Genomic DNA, 18,927 nt, shown 5'->3' on the forward strand with positions numbered 1-18,927 from the left:
ATAAGTTTATGCAATCGTTTGCATCAACCTTGGAATAATAATAAACTAAAATTCTTTATTTTTTCTTATATTTTGTAAGCGGTTTAATCTTAATCTATGATTCTTGCAAAAATAAGGTAGATTTAAAAGTAGAAAACAATGCAAGCGGTTTCCTGGGTATGCAAGCATTACATGAATAGTAGTTAAACAAAAAAGATGGGGGTATAAATCATGAAAGTAAGAAGGCTCTTACCTGCTATGCTGGCTCTAATTCTTTTAGTCAGTATAGGATTAGTTGGATGCTCATCATCAAACGATGATTCAAAAGAAGGAAAAGGATCATCTAAAGGTGATGTAGTTGTTGATATTTTTCAGTTTAAAGTTGAATTTAAAGATCAATTTAAAAAACTAGCAGAAAAATATGAGAAAGAGAATAAAGGCGTAAAAATCAATATTACGACAGTCGGTGGTGGTGAGGATTATGGTGCAGCACTTAAGTCTAAATTCGCATCAGGAAACGAGCCGACAATTTACAATGTAGGTGGTCCCCAAGACGTTAAGGATTGGGAAGCAAAATTAGCAGATTTATCAGATACAAAAGCAGCATCACTTGCACTTGACGGAACACTTGAAGGGGTTAAAAAAGGAGATGAAATCCTAGGTTTACCTTATAACCAAGAGGGATATGGTTTCATTTATAATACAAAAGTTTTTGAAAAAGCAGGAATTGATCCGAAAGAAATTACTTCATTCTCAGCTTTAGAAGACGCTGTAAAAACATTAGATAAGAAGAAAAAAGATTTAGGACTTGATGCGGTATTTGCATTACCTGGTAAGGAAACATGGGTAACAGGTTTACATTTGTCAAATACATTTTTAGCACCAGAATTTAATGGAAATGTTATGGATGCTTATAATGCTAAAAAAGTTGATTTTAAATATGCCGATGCATTTAAGCATGTTCTTGATTTAGAAAACAAATATTCTGTACAACCAACTGTAAGTTTAGACTATTCTCAACAAGTTGAAGAATTATTCTCAACTGGTAAAGTAGCCATGATTCAACAAGGAAACTGGGTATATGGTTCAATTGAAGGGATTGATCCGGAATTAGCGGAAAATAGTATTGGGTTATTACCAATTCCTGTTGAAGGATATAAAGAAGATGCCATTCCTGTTGGCGTACCAATGTATTGGGCAGTAAATAAAAATAAAAATGATAAAGAAATTACTGAGGCGAAAAAATTCTTAGACTGGTTATATACATCTGATGCGGGGAAAGAAGCTGTTATTAATGATTTCAAATTTATTCCTGCATATGATGGCTTCGATGCAAGTAAAATCTCAGATCCTTTAGCAAAAGCTGTTTATAATTATGCAAAGGATGGCAAAACCATTGCATGGGTATTTATGGGATATCCAACAGGCTGGGGACAAGAGCAATTAGGTATCAACATCCAGAAATATATAAGCGGTAAAATGAGTTGGGCGGATTTAGTGAATGAATCTAAAAAGTCTTGGGAAGCTGCTAGGTAATAACTGAGACTTTAGAAAAGAGAAAACAAGGCAACCCTTTCGTTGCTTTGTTTTCTATATTTTAATCTAAAGGTCTGGGTGCCAAATACAACTCATCATACTGCGTGGCTATCAGGAAGGTCACGCAGTATGATGACTTACGAATGAGGCACTTTTCTAACTTGGAGGAATGGTCATGAAAAAAGGTAATTTATGGTACTGGCTATTTTTGGCGCCAACACTAATTGCATTAGCTCTTGTTGTCATTTTGCCATTAATTTTCGGTGTATATTACTCATTTACTAATTGGAATGGAATTGACAATTTAAAGTTTATTGGTTTTGAGAATTATATGAATCTATTTAAAGATAAGGAGTTTTTAGATTCACTTTGGTTCACTATTAAATTTACTGTTGTATCCGTATTTTTAATTAATTTTTTTGGACTTTCATTGGCACTCATTGTGACTCAAAAAATGAAAACAAGCAATTTATTAAGAACCATTTTCTTTATGCCAAATTTAATTGGTGGACTTATCCTTGGGTTTATTTGGCAATTTATTTTTATTAAGGTTTTCTCTGGAGTTGGTGATTTATTAGGTATTGAAGCCTTAAAAGGATGGCTTTCCACTCCGGAAACTGGTTTTTGGGCACTGGCAATACTAATGAGCTGGCAAATGTCGGGTTATATTATGGTTATTTATATTTCATATTTAGAGAGTGTTCCTAAGGAATTATTAGAGGCAGCTGAAATTGATGGGGCAAATAGCTTCCAACGATTTATTCATGTCACATTCCCACTTGTTGCTCCAGCATTTACAGTTAGTTTATTTTTAACATTATCAAATTCATTTAAACTATATGATCAAAACCTTTCACTGACAGGTGGAGGCCCATTCCATTCAACACAAATGGTCGCAATGGAAATTTATAAAACAGCATTTACTGAAAATGCAATGGCTTACGCCCAATCAAAGGCAGTCATATTCTTTATTATTGTAGCGGCAATATCACTTACACAGGTATACATCAATAAGAGACGGGAGGTTGAAATGTAATGGGCAGAAACAAGAAAAAAACATATTTTATAGGAATTCTAGGCATCATTTTAGCCCTTCTTTGGATCTCACCATTTTATTTGATGGTTGTAAACTCCTTTAAAGAAAAAAGAGAAATATTCACGGATACGCTAGGGCTTCCTGATAAATTTACCTTTGATAATTATATCGAGGCATTTAAACAATTGGATTTCTTAAAAACTTTATTTAATTCAGTGTTAATTACTGTAGTAGCCGTTATTGTTATTGTAGTCTTTTCTTCTATGGCAGCGTATGCGTTATCAAGACGAAAAAGTAAAATGACAGGTTTCATCTTTTTCCTATTTGTCGCTGCGATGTTAATCCCATTTCAATCCGTCATGATTCCGCTCATTTCTGTATTTGGAAAGATGGAACTACTTAATCGATTTGGAATTATTTTAATGTATTTAGGATTTGGTTCAAGTTTATCGATCTTTTTGTATCATGGAACATTAACTGGTATTTCCAAATCCCTTGATGAAGCGGCCACCATTGATGGAGCCAATCGTTTTCAAGTATTTTGGTATATCATCTTCCCGATGCTTAAACCAATTACTGTGACAGTTGCGATACTCAATATTATTTGGATTTGGAATGACTATTTATTGCCTTCACTAGTTATTAATAAAGAAGGAATGGAAACGATCCCGTTAAAAATGTTCTTCTTCTTTGGGGAATATACGAAACAATGGCACTTAGCATTAGCCGGTTTAACAATAGCCATTATCCCAGTGATTATTGTTTATTTCTTCTTACAAAAACAAATTATTAAAGGAGTATCAGAAGGCTCAGTGAAATAAATTTTCGCAAAAATTCTAACTATTGGTAGATAATCCGTTTACAATAGATTTATGTAAACATTTGATTAACGGGGGATATGAAAATGGCAGTTACAATAAAAGATGTGGCGAAGGTCGCTCGTGTGTCACCTTCAACCGTTTCGAGGGTTATAGCAGATAACCCAAGAATTAGTGAAGAAACCAAAAAACGTGTCAGAGAAGCGATGATAGAACTTGGCTATCATCCAAATTTTCAAGCAAGGAGCTTAGCCGTAAAAAGTACTCAAAGTATTGGTATCATTATGCCTAACTCTGCTACAAAGGTATTGGAAAATCCATTCTTTCCAGAAGTTTTACGTGGGATCAGCCAGGTGGCAAGAGAGGATCGCTATGGCATTTATTTATCTACAGGTGCCACTCAAGAGGAAATCTTCGAGGAAGTTGTACAAATGGTTCAAGGAAGACGAGTTGATGGAATTATTCTTTTATACTCGAAAACAAATGACACAGTCATGAACTATTTATTAGAGGAGGATTTTCCCTTCACTGTCATTGGACGGCCATATAATAATGCAGAAAGAATTACACATGTCGATAATGATAATATTTATGCAACCAAACAAGTAACGAAATATTTAATTGATAAAGGGCATAAAAGGATTACATTTATTGGTTTAAATCCAGAGGTAGTCTTTACAATTGATCGTATGGAAGGGTACAAACAGGCACTACAAGAAGCGGGAATTCCATTTAACGAACAATTAGTAGTTCAGGAAAGTAGCTTAAAAGAAGGTGGCGTGGAGGTAGCAAAAGAATTTCTACTAGCAAATGAGCCACCGACAGCACTTGTTGTTACAGATGACTTTGTTGCCATTGAATTAATGAGCTATGCGGAAAGTTTAAATATACGGGTACCCGAAGATATTTCTATCATAAGTTTCAATAATATCATGTTAACTAATCATATGAGACCACCATTAACATCTGTTGACATCGATATCTTTCAATTAGGACTTGAAGCCGCGAGCTGCTTAATTGAAAAAATTAAGAATCCAACTATTTTACCGAAGCGATTGACCATTCCTGCGACGATGATTGAAAGAAAATCATGTGCTAGCCTGAAATAATTCAGGATATAGAATTCCTCTAAAGGTTGTGAATAAAGTGACAAAAAAAGCATGGTGGAAAGAAAGCGTTGTCTATCAAATTTACCCAAGAAGTTTCAATGATTCAAATGGTGATGGGATTGGTGATTTAAAAGGGATAATGGAGAAACTCGATTATCTTAAAGAATTGGGGGTAGATGTCATTTGGTTATCCCCAGTATATCAATCACCAAATGATGATAATGGCTACGATATTAGTGATTATCAATCGATTATGGACGAGTTCGGAACAATGCAAGACTTTGAGGAACTTCTTCAAGAAATTCATAAGCGTGATATGAAGCTTATGATGGATTTAGTCGTTAATCATACATCTGATGAGCATGAATGGTTTAGATTGGCAAAGCAATCAAAAGACAGTCCATATCGAGATTATTATTATTGGAAGCCAGGAAAGAATGGAGCGGAACCAAATAATTGGGAGTCTGTATTTAGTGGATCTGCATGGGAATATGATGAGGACTCAAATGAATATTATCTGCATATTTTTAGCAAAAAACAGCCTGACTTAAATTGGGAGAATCCGAAGGTTCGCTCCGAGGTATTTGATACGATGAAGTTTTGGCTGGAAAAAGGAATTGATGGCTTCCGTATGGATGTTATTAATTTTATTTCAAAGGTTCCAAGTCTTCCAGATGCTCCTGCATTAGAGGGAAAAAAATATGCATCTGGAGCCGATTTCTATATGAATGGTCCAAAAATACATGAATATCTACAGGAAATGAATCAACAAGTTCTATCTAAATATGATCTTATTACTGTTGGAGAAATGCCTGGTATCACTGTAGAGCAAGCAAAACTTTATACAGGTGAAGGCAGAAATGAATTGAATATGGTTTTTCAGTTTGAACATGTAGATTTAGATTCTGGACCGACTGGAAAATGGGATCTTAAAGAGCTTCAATTAAGTGATTTAAAAGCATCCTTCACAAAGTGGCAAAAAGGGCTTGAACAGGTCGGGTGGAATAGTCTCTATTTAAATAATCATGACCAACCACGAATGGTTTCGAGGTTCGGAAATGATGATGAATATTGGTTGGAATCTGCAAAAATGCTTGCCACTTTTCTCCATTTTCTACAGGGTACACCATATATTTATCAAGGGGAAGAATTAGGTATGACGAATGTCCGTTTTCCAACCATTGATGATTATAAAGATATTGAAACATTAAATATGTATAATGAAAAAATTAGTGAAGATAAAGAAAATCTATCGCAAATCATGAATTCAATCTATGCAAAAGGTCGAGATAATGCAAGAACTCCAATGCAATGGAGTAGTGGTCCTAATGCAGGTTTTACGAGCGGAACACCGTGGATAAAGGTAAATCCAAATTATCAGGAAATTAATGCAGAGCAACAATTAGTTGATGATCATTCCATTTTTCAGTATTACAAAAAATTAATTCAGCTTCGAAAACAACATGAAATTGTTGTATACGGCACATATGATTTAATTCTTCCAGAACATAGTGAGATCTATGCCTTTACAAGAACATTGGGTGATGAAAAACTCTTAATCATATTAAATTTTTCTGATGGACAACCTGAATTTGAATGGCCACAAGAATTAGAGTATGAGAAAAAAGAATTATTAATTAGTAATTATTCAATTGATCAGGAAGATGAACAAGAGGCTTTTAAATTGTTACCTTATGAAGCAAGAGTGTATAAATTAACATGATAATAATTGCTTTCGTGAACAACAGATGATCGAAGAAAAGTGAGGAAAACCGATGAAGCAAACATGGTGGAAAGAGGCAGTTGCCTATCAAATCTACCCAAGAAGTTTTATGGATTCCAATGGGGATGGAATCGGGGATTTAAATGGAATTATTACAAAGTTGGACTATTTACAGGAGCTTGGAATTGATGTGATTTGGATCTGTCCTATGTATAAATCCCCTAATGATGATAACGGATATGATATCAGTGATTATCAAGATATAATGGATGAGTTTGGAACGATGTGTGATTTTGATGAACTGTTAAAAGAGGTTCACATTAGAGGGATGAAATTAATTATCGACCTGGTTATTAATCATACTAGTGACGAGCATCCATGGTTTATTGAATCCCGAAGTTCCTTACATAGCTCAAAAAGAGATTGGTATATTTGGCGTGACGGAAAGGAAGATAGAGAACCAAATAATTGGGAGAGTATTTTTGGGGGCTCTGCATGGGAATATGATGAAAAGACAGAACAATATTATTTGCACATTTTTTCAAAGAAACAACCAGATTTAAACTGGGAAAACGATGAGGTACGGCATGCTCTTTATAAGATGATGACTTGGTGGTTGGACAAAGGAATTGATGGTTTCCGTGTTGATGCCATCAGTCATATAAAAAAAGAGGCAGGTCTTCATGATATGCCTAATCCTCAAGGATTACCTTATGTTTCATCTTTTGACAAGCATATGAATGTTGATGGAATTCAGCCTTTTCTTGAAGAATTAAAAAGGGAAACATTCTCAAAATATGATATTATGACCGTCGGTGAGGCCAATGGTGTTGGGATTGATGAAGCGGAATTATGGGTAGGCGAAGATAAAGGGAAATTTAATATGGTTTTTCAATTTGAACATCTAGGGTTATGGGATGCCGAAAGTCAGAATGCAATTGATATTATTGAATTGAAAAAAATTCTAAGCAGATGGCAGAAGGGTCTTGAAAATAAAGGATGGAATGCACTATTTATTGAAAACCATGATAAGCCACGTGTTGTTTCGACTTGGGGGAATGATAAAGAATATTGGCGTGAAAGTGCTACAGCTTTAGCAACAATGTATTTTTTTATGCAAGGTACCCCATTTATTTATCAAGGTCAAGAAATAGGAATGACCAATGTGAAATATCAATCGATTGATGAGTACGATGATGTGGCAACGAAGAATTTATATAAGTTAAGAATCGAAGATGATATCCCTCATGAACAAATAATGAAGGTAATCTGGGCATCAAGTCGTGATAATTCTCGTACTCCGATGCAATGGTCTGAGGATATCCATGCTGGCTTTACTACAGGAACCCCTTGGATGGGGATCAATCCGAACTATCAAGAAATAAATGTAGCAAGGCAACAAAATGATTTAGATTCTATTTATCATTTTTATAAGCAGATGATTCGTTTAAGGAAAACGAATAAAGTATTTACTTATGGAATATATGATCTCATTTTGGAAGAGGATCCACAAATTTATGCATATACTCGGACTCTTGGAGATGAGAAAATGATTGTCATAACGAATTTAACAGATCGACCAGCAGAGTATTCGTATAATGAAGCATCATTAAAATATAATCATTTACTCTTGAATAATTATAAATTACCGGAACATAAGGATATCCAACACTTTATGCTGAAACCTTATGAGGCAAGAGTTTACAAATTATAAATATTTAAGAAACTGATCTTTTCTTACAAGGAAGGGTCAGTTTTTTTATGAAGAAAGTACATTTAAAACTAAATTGGTTCTGTGTTGCCTAACTCAAGAATTGAGCTATCAAACTAATCTCTAACAGATTATAGAAGGAACTTTATAGGTTTAGGAGAATAATAAACTATAAATAAAAAATTTGAAATGTGCGTATGATTCTTTCAAGTTTATCCGTCTTATATACAGATTAAAAAGTTGAGGTGATAATTTTTATGATAAAAACGGATTTACAATTAATTGGGGAAGATTCTAAGGACATTTGGGAAAGATTTTGGGCGGTCATCGAACCATATCGTGCAGAAATAAGGTCATAATCGTGGGAAATTATTGTGGCATGACTAAACCATTATAATGACCGTATTTGTCAGTGAAGTTCATGTATGATGAGAGCAAAATATGAAAGGAGAAATACTTTTGATTGAATCAGAAAAGATGATGAATAATTGGCTGAGGCATCGTAAAATAACTGAGCAATTAGTAGATATTCCAATGAAAGATGAGGATTTAACTTTTAAGCCTTGGGAAGGGGCGATGACTTTAGGAGAGCTCTTTCTACATATTGTATATTGGAATGATACATTTGTTTCATTAGTAAAAAATAAGGAATTTATGCCTCCGAATATTCCAGTGTGCACAAATGTTGATGAATTAAGAAGCATCGTTAAGAAAGTCACTAGGATTACAAAGGAAAAGTATAGGTTAATTACGGATTTAGATATCTCTAGTTCACTACAAATGGGAAACTTTGCAGGGTCGGGGAGCACCTTTCTTACAATAATGTATGATCATGAAATTCATCATAAAGGACAGCTATTTGTTTATTTACGATTATTGGGAAAAGAGAAATTGCCATTCTTTAGGGACTATAAATAAAAAGTGAAAAGGGGACAAATTTATGAAACATCCTTCTATAAAAAAGTATGAGTACCATAATTGGGCGAATGATAAATTGTTTAAACGATTAAAAGAACTACCTGATGAAGTATATGATACAGAGCTTAAAAGTGTATTTCCATCCATTTCAGCTACTTTGCTTCATATGTATTTAACGGATGTTGTTTGGTTAAATACGATGCAAGGTGTTTCTTTTGAAGAAACAAAGACAAAGGTAGGGATGAAAGCTTCTGAATTAAAAGCTGTTAGTATGAAAGAAATGGAAACGGAGTTTGTTAAGTTAAGAGCGGAGTACGATCAATTCTTCAGCCAATTAGAAAATCTTGACCATCTTTCTCAATATGAACACCCTGTTTATGGAATATTAAATGCGACTTACGTGGAACTAATTGATCATGTAGTAAATCATGGGACCTATCATCGTGGAAATATTACTGCTATGCTGAATCAACAAGGTTATTCAGGTACTCCAACAGACTATGTTTATTACCTATATGAAGTCGGGACAAAATAAGTTTAGATAAGTCATTTTAAATTCATTGATAAAATCTAATCAAACTTTATCACAAATAAATGAGTGAAGGGGGTTGTCTAAAATAGTCTGTCACCTATTTGACAACCCGTTTTTGTATCAATAGAAATTTACTGCACATCAAAATTCCTTCCATAAAAGATTTCATCCATTTCCTTTTTTAATCTTTGGGTAATTTCTTCTTGTTCCTTCTCCGTAAGTATATCTTTTTTATATCCAAATAAATAATCATTCAAATCAAATTGTTTCAATTTACATTTTGTATGAAAAATATGTTCTGGATACACATTTACATCAATCATATCATAAAGGTTCTTCACATTATCTGGTATATAATTTTGGATGGAACGGATGTCATGATCAATAAATAATTTATGCCCTTTTTTGTCTCGAGTAAACCCCCTAACCCTATAATCGATGGTCATAATATCCGTATCAAAGGAATGAATTAGATGATTTAGGGCTTTAAGAGGGGATATTTCACCACATGTGGATACATCAATATCTGCGCGAAACGTACTAATTCCTTCATCGGGATGATATTCGGGATATGTATGAACCGTAATATGACTTTTATCTAATTGTAGGACAACAGATCCTGGTAATGGCCCAGGAGATTCACTAAAGGATTCTGTTGGAACTTCCACAACAGGTCCTTCTGAAACTAATAATGTAACGCTAGCTCCTTGGGGAACATAATCTTGTTTAGCTGTATTTAATACATGGGCACCAATAATATCGGCAACAGTATTTAGGATCTTTGTTAATCGATCAGCATTATATTGTTCATCAATGTACTCTATATAAGCCTCACGCTCTTCTTTTGTTTTAGTGAAACATATATCATACATATTAAAGCTTAAGGATTTAGTCAAATTATTAAAGCCATGAAGTTCGATCCGCTGTTCTGGTGTAAGCTTCATCTAGATCTCCCCTTTATTTTAAAGTTGTTTCACATTTTTATTATGGCATTTCAGTTATCATTAATACTAATAAATCAATATGATAAGAGACACAATAAGCATCAATATTAGTTAAAAAGGCAGTTTTTTATGGAGGACTGACGGTTTTTAATCTAAATTTGTTAGAAGTTTACCTAATTAACAACAATGTTTGAAAATAGGCAGAAAAAAAATAAATTATCCATTGACATAGGATAGGGGGGTATAGTAAAGTGTAAATAGGAGGTGACGTCTTTGGAAAATCAAAATTCAAATATTGAAATTGAAACTAGTTGTTCTACTCACGAAGAGAGAAAGAGTCATCATTCAGCTAATGTAAAGAAAAACTTAACTACTCGGTTAAATCGTATAGAAGGACAAATTCGTGGCATTAAAGGTATGATAGAGAAAGATACTTATTGTGATGATGTGATTACTCAAATATCTGCAACACAATCTGCTCTTAATAGCGTTGCAAAAATCTTATTAGAAGGCCATATGAAAAGTTGTATTGTTGAAAGAATACAAGAAGGTGATATGGAAGTACTAGATGAAGTTCTTGTCACTATTCAAAAATTAATGAAAAAATAATGGAGGGATTATCATGGAAAATATTACTTTAACTGTGAATGGAATGTCTTGTGGTCATTGTGTTAATTCTATAGAAGGTAGTGTAGGAAAATTAAATGGTGTAAAAAATGTTAGTGTTGATTTAGATAATGGTAAAGTTCAAGTACAATTTGATTCTAATGTTGTAAGTTTAAACGAGATTAAAGAAACAATTGATGATCAAGGATATGATGTAGAGTAAAGTGGAAGTTAGCACCGTTTACTTGAAAAAATAAACGGTGCTGATTAGCCAAATTTTTTTATCTGCATATTATAGGATACTGGGGTATAGTAGTTGAGGTTTGAATAAAAGGAGTGAGTGAAAATGAGTCAATCAACGATTAAGGAATCTCAAATCCCGATTATAGGTATGACTTGTGCAGCTTGTGCAAATCGAATCGAAAAGGGATTAAATAAAATGGATGGTATTGAGGAAGCCAATGTAAATTTTGCCTTAGAAAAAGCTATTGTTAAATATCGTCCTGAAGTAACTAATCTAGGTGAGATGGAAAAGAAAATTAATAGTCTTGGATATGAAGTAGAATCGGAAAAAGCTGATTTTAATTTAGTAGGAATGACTTGTGCAGCCTGTGCTAATAGGATTGAAAAAACTCTAAATAAGCTTGATGGGGTGAAAAATGCAACTGTAAACTTTGCATTAGAGACAGGAAGTGTTGAATATAACCCATCTGAGATATCGATTCAGGAAATGAGTAAAGCAGTAGAGAAGATTGGCTATCAAGCAATACCAAAGCAAGATAAAGAAGATACTCTTGACTATCGTGAAAAGGAAATAGAAAAACAAAAAGGGAAATTTATCTTTTCACTAATATTGTCGATTCCATTATTATGGGCGATGGTTAGTCATTTTAAATTTACTTCTTTTATATATTTACCTGAAATGTTAATGAATCCATGGGTCCAGTTTGCTCTTGCAACCCCTGTTCAATTTATTATCGGTAAACAATTTTATGTAGGTGCTTATAAAGCATTAAGGAATAAAAGTGCAAATATGGATGTACTAGTGGCTTTAGGAACATCTGCAGCCTATTTCTACAGTCTCTATGTAGCCATTGCATCTATTGGATCAGGGGAGCATATGGTAGATCTTTATTTTGAAACAAGTGCTGTATTAATTACACTCATTATTTTAGGTAAATTATTTGAAGCACGTGCTAAAGGACGTTCTTCTGAAGCGATTAAAAAGTTAATGGGATTACAAGCAAAGACTGCGATCGTCTTAAGAAATGAGAAAGAAATAGAAATACCCTTAGAAGAAGTTGTAGTCGGAGATATCATTCTCGTTAAGCCCGGTGAAAAAATACCTGTTGATGGTATCATCGTGGAAGGACAATCAGCATTAGATGAGTCAATGTTGACAGGGGAAAGTGTTCCTGTCGATAAAACAGTCGGTGATGATGTCATCGGTTCAACTATAAATCGAAATGGTTTTCTTAAAATAAATGCAACAAAAGTTGGTAAAGATACGGCATTATCACAAATTATAAAAGTTGTAGAGGAGGCACAAGGCTCCAAAGCACCTATTCAGCGTTTAGCTGACCAAATCTCTGGTATTTTTGTGCCAATTGTAGTAGGTCTAGCGTTTCTAACTTTTATCGTGTGGTATGTATGGGTAAGTCCTGGAGAATTCGCTGTTGCTCTAGAGAAATTAATCGCCGTTCTGGTCATTGCATGTCCATGTGCTTTAGGTCTTGCCACTCCTACTTCGATCATGGCAGGTTCAGGTCGTGCAGCAGAATTAGGTGTTTTATTTAAAGGTGGGGAACATCTCGAACAAACACATCGAATTAACACGATTGTTCTTGATAAGACCGGTACAGTAACAAATGGGAAACCAGTTTTAACAGACATTATTGTTGATGGAGATATGGATGAGATGACCTTTTCCCAATTGGTCGGTTCTGCTGAAAAACAATCGGAACATCCTTTGGCAGAAGCTATTGTCCAGGGAATTACAGAAAAGAAAATATCATTACTAAATGTGGATCATTTCGAAGCGATACCAGGATATGGAATAGCTGCACGAATAAATAACAATCATATTTTAGTAGGTACAAAAAAATTAATGCAGCAAAATGATATAAATGTTGACTCTGCCATTAAAAGAATGGAAAAACTTGAGGAATCTGGGAAAACAACTATGCTTGTTGCAATCAATGGTTCCTTTATGGGAATGGTCGCTGTTGCTGATACAGTCAAGGATACCTCTAAGCAAGCAATTAGAAGACTAAAGGATTTAGGATTAGAGGTTATTATGATGACTGGTGATAATCAACGTACTGCAAATGCAATTGCATCTGAAGTAGGGATTGATCATGTAATCGCTGAAGTATTACCGGAAGGAAAAGCTGATGAAGTAAAAAAATTGCAGCAGCAAGGAAAACGTGTGGCGATGGTTGGAGATGGTATAAATGATGCACCGGCACTTGCTATAAGTGATATTGGAATGGCTATAGGTACTGGTACAGATATTGCAATGGAAGCTGCCGATATTACTCTAATGAGAGGCGATTTAAATGCAATTGCAGATGCTATCTTAATGAGTCACAAAACTATAAGGAATATTAAACAGAATCTATTTTGGGCATTTGCTTATAATACACTAGGAATTCCTGTTGCAGCACTTGGATTTTTAGCACCTTGGCTTGCAGGGGCTGCCATGGCATTTAGTTCAGTATCTGTTGTATTAAACGCACTTCGTTTACAACGTGTAAAGGTGAATAAAGCCTGAAGCACCTATCAAATAGCTCTTTTCTGATATTTTTGTAGGGAATGGATTTTACAAGTACTGACAGAGAAGAGCAAATAGGTTTTACAAATGAGACGCTTTATCCAATATCTATAGTCTGTACCAAAAAAGAAAGGGAGTGAACTTAATGAAAAAATGGGCTTTAGCTGCAATTATCTACCTTTTAGTAGTCATTGCTGGTTATACGGTTTATGCAAAGTTTTTTGAAAAAACAAATGCCCCAAAAGTTGAGGCGAGCGAGCATCACGAACATCAGGAGCAGAAACAAGAGGGCCAAGTGCTTTCACAATTCCATTATGAAGATGGGTCTATCCATATACGATTGACAGACCTTTCGAATAATCCAATTCCATTAGAGGTCAACCATGAGAAGCTTCTTCATTTAATTATCGTCGATGAATCATTAAATCAATATGCTCACCTTCATCCAACGAAGGTGAGTGAAGGTGAATTTACTGTTGAAAAGACATTATCAAATGGAAAATATAAGGCGTTTATTGACATAAAACCAAAAGGATTGGACTATTCAATCAAACCTATTCCTTTTGAAGTTGGAAATTCTGATGAAGGCTCTCAAACAAATCATATAGTTTCTGATTCTTCCTTGACGAAAACTGTAGAAGGGAAAACAGTAAAATTAAAAATGAGTTCAACTAAACCTAATGAGCCAATTACACTTTCATTCGAATTAGATCAATCAAACTTGGAACCGTATCTTGGAGCAATGGGGCATGTCGTTATTCTAGATAAAAAAGCCAATCATTTTCTTCATGTACATCCAGAAAGGGAAGATCAGCCTGTATTCGTAACACAGTTCGATAAGGAAGGGATCTATAAAATTTGGGCAGAATTTAAACAGGAAAATAAAGTTAGAGTATTTCCATTTGTAGTTGAAATAAAAAAATAAGGCTGTTTTCGTATAGTTGCTTTTGTAAACAACTGCCGGCTTTTACACCCAGCGGCATTATGAAGTTTGCAGCTTTTTTCTCAGAAATAAAATGTAGCAGTCTTCAACCGATAGTTATTAGTTAAAACTTTCCTTAAATAGCAACAATGTTTGAGGAAAGAGCCAAAAATAAGCATAAAAGAAGGGTTGGTTAACTCTTCTTTTTGTGTTTTTTATAATATTGGCTTCAATGCTTTGTTGGTTTAGGCATTTCAAACCTCTGCTGGGTATGTTAGTCTACATAAACAGTTACTCTTTTTCGAGGGAGCAAGGGTTAAAATGGCAACAGCAAATTTTATTTATCTGTGCGCAACACAAAAATACACATGCATTTTTCTTGTTTAGAAAATGTAATATAAAATGAAAAGGTTATGTACTTATTATAAAGGATTGAAAAAATGAAGAGGATAACTGGAAAGAAGATGACAAAGGTGATATAATTTAGAGATGCATGACATCGTTTGTTGGTGTAGTTTATAAATATCCTATATTAACATTATCACATTTAAAGTGCGATGTCAACTATTTCACATTTTTTTCAGGAGGTTTCTTATGTCAAATCAAAATGATGAATGGTTACAGGAACAACAAAGAGTAGATGAAACTGTAGCAAAGGTAAAACAAAAAGAAAAATTCCTGATATCCCAGGTAAAATCAGTAAAGGATGAGGCTGAAGAAATACGTCAAAACTTTTGGGAAGATGTGACGGTTAATTTAGATGAACCTGATGATGTTATTGAAACATTTACAAGTATTCGACAGCAAGCGGAATTGCTTTCTGAGCGTGAACGAAGCTATGGACATGTAGAAGAAAGTATTGAAACACTGAAGAAGCTTGAACAATCACCTTATTTTGCAAGAGTAGATTTTAAAGAGAATGATGAAACGGAAGAAAAAATATATATCGGGATTGCATCATTTATCGATGAAAATGATGAATATCTTGTCTATGATTGGCGGGCACCAATATCAAGCATCTATTATGATGGAAGTCCGGGGCCTGTCTCTTATGAAACCCCGGAAGGTTCACGATCTGGTGAAATGCTATTAAAACGTCAATTTTTAATTAAAAATGGGCGTATTGAATCATTATTTGATACAGGAGTAACCATTGGGGATGAAATGCTTCAGGAAGTCTTAGGAAATAAAGCAGATACACATATGAAAAGTATTGTAGCTACTATCCAAAAGGAGCAAAACAAGATTATAAGGGATATAAGCAGTCGCCTCTTATTCGTTCAAGGAGCTGCTGGAAGCGGGAAAACTTCTGCAGCCTTGCAAAGAATTGCTTACCTTTTATATCGATTTAGGGATTCTTTGCATTCTGAGCAAATGATACTTTTTTCACCAAACCGTTTATTTAATCACTATATTTCAAAAGTGCTTCCTGAGCTCGGGGAAAGTAATATTGTGCAAACAACCTTTTTTGATTATGCCCAATCAAGGTTTCCTGATTTGGAGTTGGAAAGTTTATTTGAGCAATTCGAAAATAGTGTAAATGAAATAGAGAATACGTGGAGGTCTAAAGCGATACAATTGAAAGGAGATCGCTCCTTCTTCCAGGCTATAAATAAATATGTACATGATTTAAATGAATCTGGTCTCTTTTTTAAAGATATTCGTTTTCGGGGAAAGGTTCTCATATCGAAGGAGGAAATTTCTGAGCTTTTCTATTCCTATGATTCATCATTTTCATTGCCTAATCGTTTTCCATTAGTTACGAAAGAATTATTAAAACGCTTAGAAGAAAAAGCGCTAGAGGAGGAACAAGAGGATTGGGTTGAAGAGGAGATGGAACTTCTTGATCGAGAAGATTACTTAAAAGCTTTCCAACATTCACTAAAAGGGGAACGAAAAGGGAAGGTTGTCTTTGATTCATTTGATCAAGAAAAAGAGTATCTAGCTAAGCAAATTGTCCGAAAATACTTTCGCAAAATAAAGGTTGCTGTTAAGAGATACCGTTTCTTTCATATAAAAGCTCAGTTTGTTGATTTTCTAAAGAAAGCATCTGAATTTATTCATCTTGATGAATTTGAGCTTTCTGATAGAGAATGGCTGGAAATTCAAAATCATACGATTCACGCATTAAATCATAAAAAAATTCATATGGAGGATGTTGTACCATATTTATATTTAAGTGATCTCATTGAGGGAAGAAAATCTCAAACATCAATCAAATATGTGTTCATAGATGAAATACAAGATTATTCCCCGCTTCAACTTGAATATATGAAATATATGTTTCCGTATAGTAAATTTACGATGCTGGGGGATATCAATCAATCGATTTTCAATAAGGGGAAAAAACCGACGATTCAAACTGCAATTGATATTTTTGGTGCAGAAAAAGCAGAGATTATCCGTTTAACAAAGAGCTATCGTTCCACTGCAGCCATAACTGCGTTTACAAAGGAGATTTTACAAGACGGTGAGGAAATTGAGCTTTTTGAGAGAGAAGGGAAAAAACCGACTATCATTGTCAGAAATGATGTTGATCAATTAATAGAAGAAATAACCGATCAGGTGAATAAATTAACAAAAATATCGGGTTCAGTCGCAATTATAGGTAAAACTATGAAGGACTGTGAACAGGCATTTCAACTTTTAAAGAACAAAATAAATGTTACTTTAATAGGGATGAAAAATCAGGAAATCGTTGATGGTCCGATGCTCCTTCCTTCTTATTTAGCGAAGGGCTTGGAATTTGACAGTGTGATTGTATTAAATGCTTCCAATGAAATGTATCATCAGGATTCTGAACGAACATTACTTTATACGATTTGTACTAGAGCCATGCACCAACTGATCATTACAAGTGTAGGTAAACCGTCTCGGCTTTTTGATGCAGTTGATTCAGAACTATATTCGTTAGACTAGTGACTGATAAAGGCTTGGTTTAGAAGATAATCATTAGACGAAAGGTAAACTGTTAAATTTACTGATAAACGAAAAAACGCTGCATAAAGCGTTTTTTTCGTTTATTTATTTATAGTCTGTTCAATTTCCAATTTATTTTGAATGGCGATTTATGCGCATTTTTATGATTGCACACTATAATGATAATAGAATTCTGAAAAATGAAATGTTTTTCAAATGCATTGTCCTTTTATACAATTTTAGTTTAAGATTAGAAAGTATTACATTCAAAGGGAGTTGATATATTTGGATCCTGAACCAATAACATATGAGGAAGTCAATATATCTACTTTCCGATCGAAGGTAAAATGACTTCCTCGCTCAACAAGAGGAGGTTGGCTTATGTTAGAAATTTATAAAACAAATAAAATGAACAAATTAGAAACTGTAACCGACATTACAAAAGGATGTTGGATTAATTTAGTTTCTCCAAGCGAACAAGAAATTCAATTTGTCGCTGATCATGCCAATGTACCAGTTGATTTTATTAAAGACGCATTGGATGACGAAGAACGGTCCCGTATCGAAAAAGAAGAGGGCGATGTATTTATTATTATTGATTATCCATATATATCGAAGGATGAATCTGGTTATTCAGTTTATGAAACATTGCCACTTGGAATTATTTTAACAAATGAGTGCATCATTACGATATCATTAAAGGATGCCCAAGTATTAATGGATTTTAAAAATAACAAAAAGAAAGAATTCTATACGTTTAAAAAAACAAGATTTGCCTTACAAATTTTATTTGTTATTTCATCCTATTATTTACGTTATTTGAAACAAATTAATAAGAAAACAGATGAGGTTGAGCGGGAGCTTCACCAATCGTCGATGAAAAATAAAGAGTTATATTCATTATTAGCATTAGAGAAAAGTTTGGTTTATTTTACCACTTCTTTGAAGTCAAATAAAATGGTGCTAGATAAAATTTTGCGAATAAATTATATAAAAATGTATGAAGAGGATAAGGATTTATTAGAGGATGTCATTATTGAAAATACTCAGGCAATTGAGATGGCATCGACCTATAGTTCAATTTTAAGTAGTATGATGAACGCATATGCTTCAATAATATCTAATAACTTAAATGGTGTAATGAAGTTTTTAACTTCTATCACAATTATTCTGTCATTTCCAACGATGGTTGCTAGTTTCCTTGGGATGAATGTACATTTACCATTTAACTTAGAAAATTATCCACATGCCTTTCAAACTGCTATTTTATTTGCAATCTTTTTAGCTAGTATGACGGCATTTGTATTTTGGAAGAAGAAATATTTTTAAATGGGTTAAATATTTTGCTCTAGATGTTGACATTATTTTGTTTACTGCGTATAAATAAAAGTGAATAGTAAA

15 protein-coding genes are annotated in these 18,927 nt (G+C 33.9%); 14 read left to right on the plus strand and 1 reads right to left on the minus strand.

Features of this window, described 5'->3' with window-relative positions; translation table 11 throughout:
• Nucleotides 1–210: 210 nt before the first annotated feature.
• The 8 genes from MHI39_RS06660 (at nucleotide 211) to MHI39_RS06695 (ending at nucleotide 9,365) form a co-directional block, all read left to right on the plus strand.
• Nucleotides 211–1,515: an ABC transporter substrate-binding protein gene (locus MHI39_RS06660; RefSeq protein WP_180213325.1), complete on the plus strand. Its 1,305-nt coding sequence runs from the start codon at nucleotides 211–213 to the stop codon at nucleotides 1,513–1,515.
• Between the two features lie 175 nt (nucleotides 1,516–1,690).
• Entirely contained in the window at nucleotides 1,691–2,551 is an 861-nt protein-coding gene (locus tag MHI39_RS06665) for a sugar ABC transporter permease (protein ID WP_180213326.1), read from the plus strand.
• Complete coding sequence (locus MHI39_RS06670) at nucleotides 2,551–3,372, plus strand: carbohydrate ABC transporter permease (protein ID WP_058002839.1); 822 nt, start codon at nucleotides 2,551–2,553, stop codon at nucleotides 3,370–3,372. The genes MHI39_RS06665 and MHI39_RS06670 overlap by 1 nt, the downstream gene beginning before the upstream one ends.
• Before the next feature lie 83 nt (nucleotides 3,373–3,455).
• The gene (locus MHI39_RS06675) at nucleotides 3,456–4,478 is read left to right on the plus strand and encodes a LacI family DNA-binding transcriptional regulator (protein ID WP_251346071.1); all 1,023 of its coding nucleotides are present in this window, start codon (nucleotides 3,456–3,458) and stop codon (nucleotides 4,476–4,478) included.
• A 37-nt stretch (nucleotides 4,479–4,515) separates the two neighbouring features.
• Nucleotides 4,516–6,201 carry an alpha-glucosidase gene (locus MHI39_RS06680; RefSeq protein ID WP_342540932.1) on the plus strand — a complete coding sequence of 562 codons (1,686 nt, stop codon included), beginning with the start codon at nucleotides 4,516–4,518 and terminating at the stop codon, nucleotides 6,199–6,201.
• A 52-nt stretch (nucleotides 6,202–6,253) separates the two neighbouring features.
• Nucleotides 6,254–7,915 (plus strand): alpha-glucosidase, encoded by a 1,662-nt coding sequence (locus tag MHI39_RS06685; RefSeq protein WP_071976484.1) that lies wholly within the window; start codon nucleotides 6,254–6,256, stop codon nucleotides 7,913–7,915.
• Between the two features lie 456 nt (nucleotides 7,916–8,371).
• The gene (locus tag MHI39_RS06690) at nucleotides 8,372–8,830 is read left to right on the plus strand and encodes a DinB family protein (protein ID WP_058002835.1); all 459 of its coding nucleotides are present in this window, start codon (nucleotides 8,372–8,374) and stop codon (nucleotides 8,828–8,830) included.
• Between the two features lie 22 nt (nucleotides 8,831–8,852).
• Nucleotides 8,853–9,365 carry a DinB family protein gene (locus MHI39_RS06695; RefSeq protein WP_058002834.1) on the plus strand — a complete coding sequence of 171 codons (513 nt, stop codon included), beginning with the start codon at nucleotides 8,853–8,855 and terminating at the stop codon, nucleotides 9,363–9,365.
• A gap of 128 nt (nucleotides 9,366–9,493) precedes the next feature.
• Here MHI39_RS06695 and speD read toward each other — a convergent pair whose 3' ends face one another.
• Nucleotides 9,494–10,306: an adenosylmethionine decarboxylase gene (gene speD, locus MHI39_RS06700; RefSeq protein WP_058002833.1), complete on the minus strand. Its 813-nt coding sequence runs from the start codon at nucleotides 10,304–10,306 to the stop codon at nucleotides 9,494–9,496.
• A 273-nt stretch (nucleotides 10,307–10,579) separates the two neighbouring features.
• Here speD and MHI39_RS06705 point away from each other — a divergent pair, with 273 nt between their 5' ends.
• From MHI39_RS06705 to MHI39_RS06730, 6 genes are all read left to right on the plus strand, one after another.
• Nucleotides 10,580–10,915 (plus strand): metal-sensitive transcriptional regulator, encoded by a 336-nt coding sequence (locus MHI39_RS06705; RefSeq protein ID WP_218958433.1) that lies wholly within the window; start codon nucleotides 10,580–10,582, stop codon nucleotides 10,913–10,915.
• A gap of 13 nt (nucleotides 10,916–10,928) precedes the next feature.
• Entirely contained in the window at nucleotides 10,929–11,135 is a 207-nt protein-coding gene (gene copZ / locus MHI39_RS06710; RefSeq protein WP_058002831.1) for a copper chaperone CopZ, read from the plus strand.
• A gap of 123 nt (nucleotides 11,136–11,258) precedes the next feature.
• On the plus strand, nucleotides 11,259–13,685 hold the full coding sequence (locus MHI39_RS06715) for a heavy metal translocating P-type ATPase (protein WP_058002830.1): 2,427 nt from the start codon (nucleotides 11,259–11,261) through the stop codon (nucleotides 13,683–13,685).
• A gap of 145 nt (nucleotides 13,686–13,830) precedes the next feature.
• On the plus strand, nucleotides 13,831–14,610 hold the full coding sequence (locus MHI39_RS06720) for a hypothetical protein (protein WP_065107209.1): 780 nt from the start codon (nucleotides 13,831–13,833) through the stop codon (nucleotides 14,608–14,610).
• A 591-nt stretch (nucleotides 14,611–15,201) separates the two neighbouring features.
• Entirely contained in the window at nucleotides 15,202–17,526 is a 2,325-nt protein-coding gene (gene helD / locus MHI39_RS06725) for an RNA polymerase recycling motor HelD (protein ID WP_342540933.1), read from the plus strand.
• A gap of 381 nt (nucleotides 17,527–17,907) precedes the next feature.
• Nucleotides 17,908–18,855 (plus strand): magnesium transporter CorA family protein, encoded by a 948-nt coding sequence (locus MHI39_RS06730; RefSeq protein ID WP_058002828.1) that lies wholly within the window; start codon nucleotides 17,908–17,910, stop codon nucleotides 18,853–18,855.
• Nucleotides 18,856–18,927 lie beyond the last annotated feature (72 nt).

The sequence above is a fragment of the Heyndrickxia sp. FSL K6-6286 genome, from assembly GCF_038630395.1.
Taxonomy (GTDB): Bacteria; Bacillota; Bacilli; order Bacillales; family Bacillaceae_C; genus Heyndrickxia; species Heyndrickxia oleronia.

Bases quoted from the DNA above. Each gene is read 5' to 3' on its own strand.
- speD (WP_058002833.1), bottom strand. From the start codon at position 10,306: ATGAAGCTTACACCAGAACAGCGGATCGAACTTCATGGCTTTAATAAT.
- MHI39_RS06665 (WP_180213326.1), top strand. From the start codon at position 1,691: ATGAAAAAAGGTAATTTATGGTACTGGCTATTTTTGGCGCCAACACTA.
- MHI39_RS06670 (WP_058002839.1), top strand. From the start codon at position 2,551: ATGGGCAGAAACAAGAAAAAAACATATTTTATAGGAATTCTAGGCATC.
- MHI39_RS06715 (WP_058002830.1), top strand. From the start codon at position 11,259: ATGAGTCAATCAACGATTAAGGAATCTCAAATCCCGATTATAGGTATG.
- MHI39_RS06720 (WP_065107209.1), top strand. From the start codon at position 13,831: ATGAAAAAATGGGCTTTAGCTGCAATTATCTACCTTTTAGTAGTCATT.
- MHI39_RS06685 (WP_071976484.1), top strand. From the start codon at position 6,254: ATGAAGCAAACATGGTGGAAAGAGGCAGTTGCCTATCAAATCTACCCA.
- helD (WP_342540933.1), top strand. From the start codon at position 15,202: ATGTCAAATCAAAATGATGAATGGTTACAGGAACAACAAAGAGTAGAT.
- MHI39_RS06675 (WP_251346071.1), top strand. From the start codon at position 3,456: ATGGCAGTTACAATAAAAGATGTGGCGAAGGTCGCTCGTGTGTCACCT.
- MHI39_RS06695 (WP_058002834.1), top strand. From the start codon at position 8,853: ATGAAACATCCTTCTATAAAAAAGTATGAGTACCATAATTGGGCGAAT.
- MHI39_RS06730 (WP_058002828.1), top strand. From the start codon at position 17,908: ATGTTAGAAATTTATAAAACAAATAAAATGAACAAATTAGAAACTGTA.
- MHI39_RS06660 (WP_180213325.1), top strand. From the start codon at position 211: ATGAAAGTAAGAAGGCTCTTACCTGCTATGCTGGCTCTAATTCTTTTA.
- copZ (WP_058002831.1), top strand. From the start codon at position 10,929: ATGGAAAATATTACTTTAACTGTGAATGGAATGTCTTGTGGTCATTGT.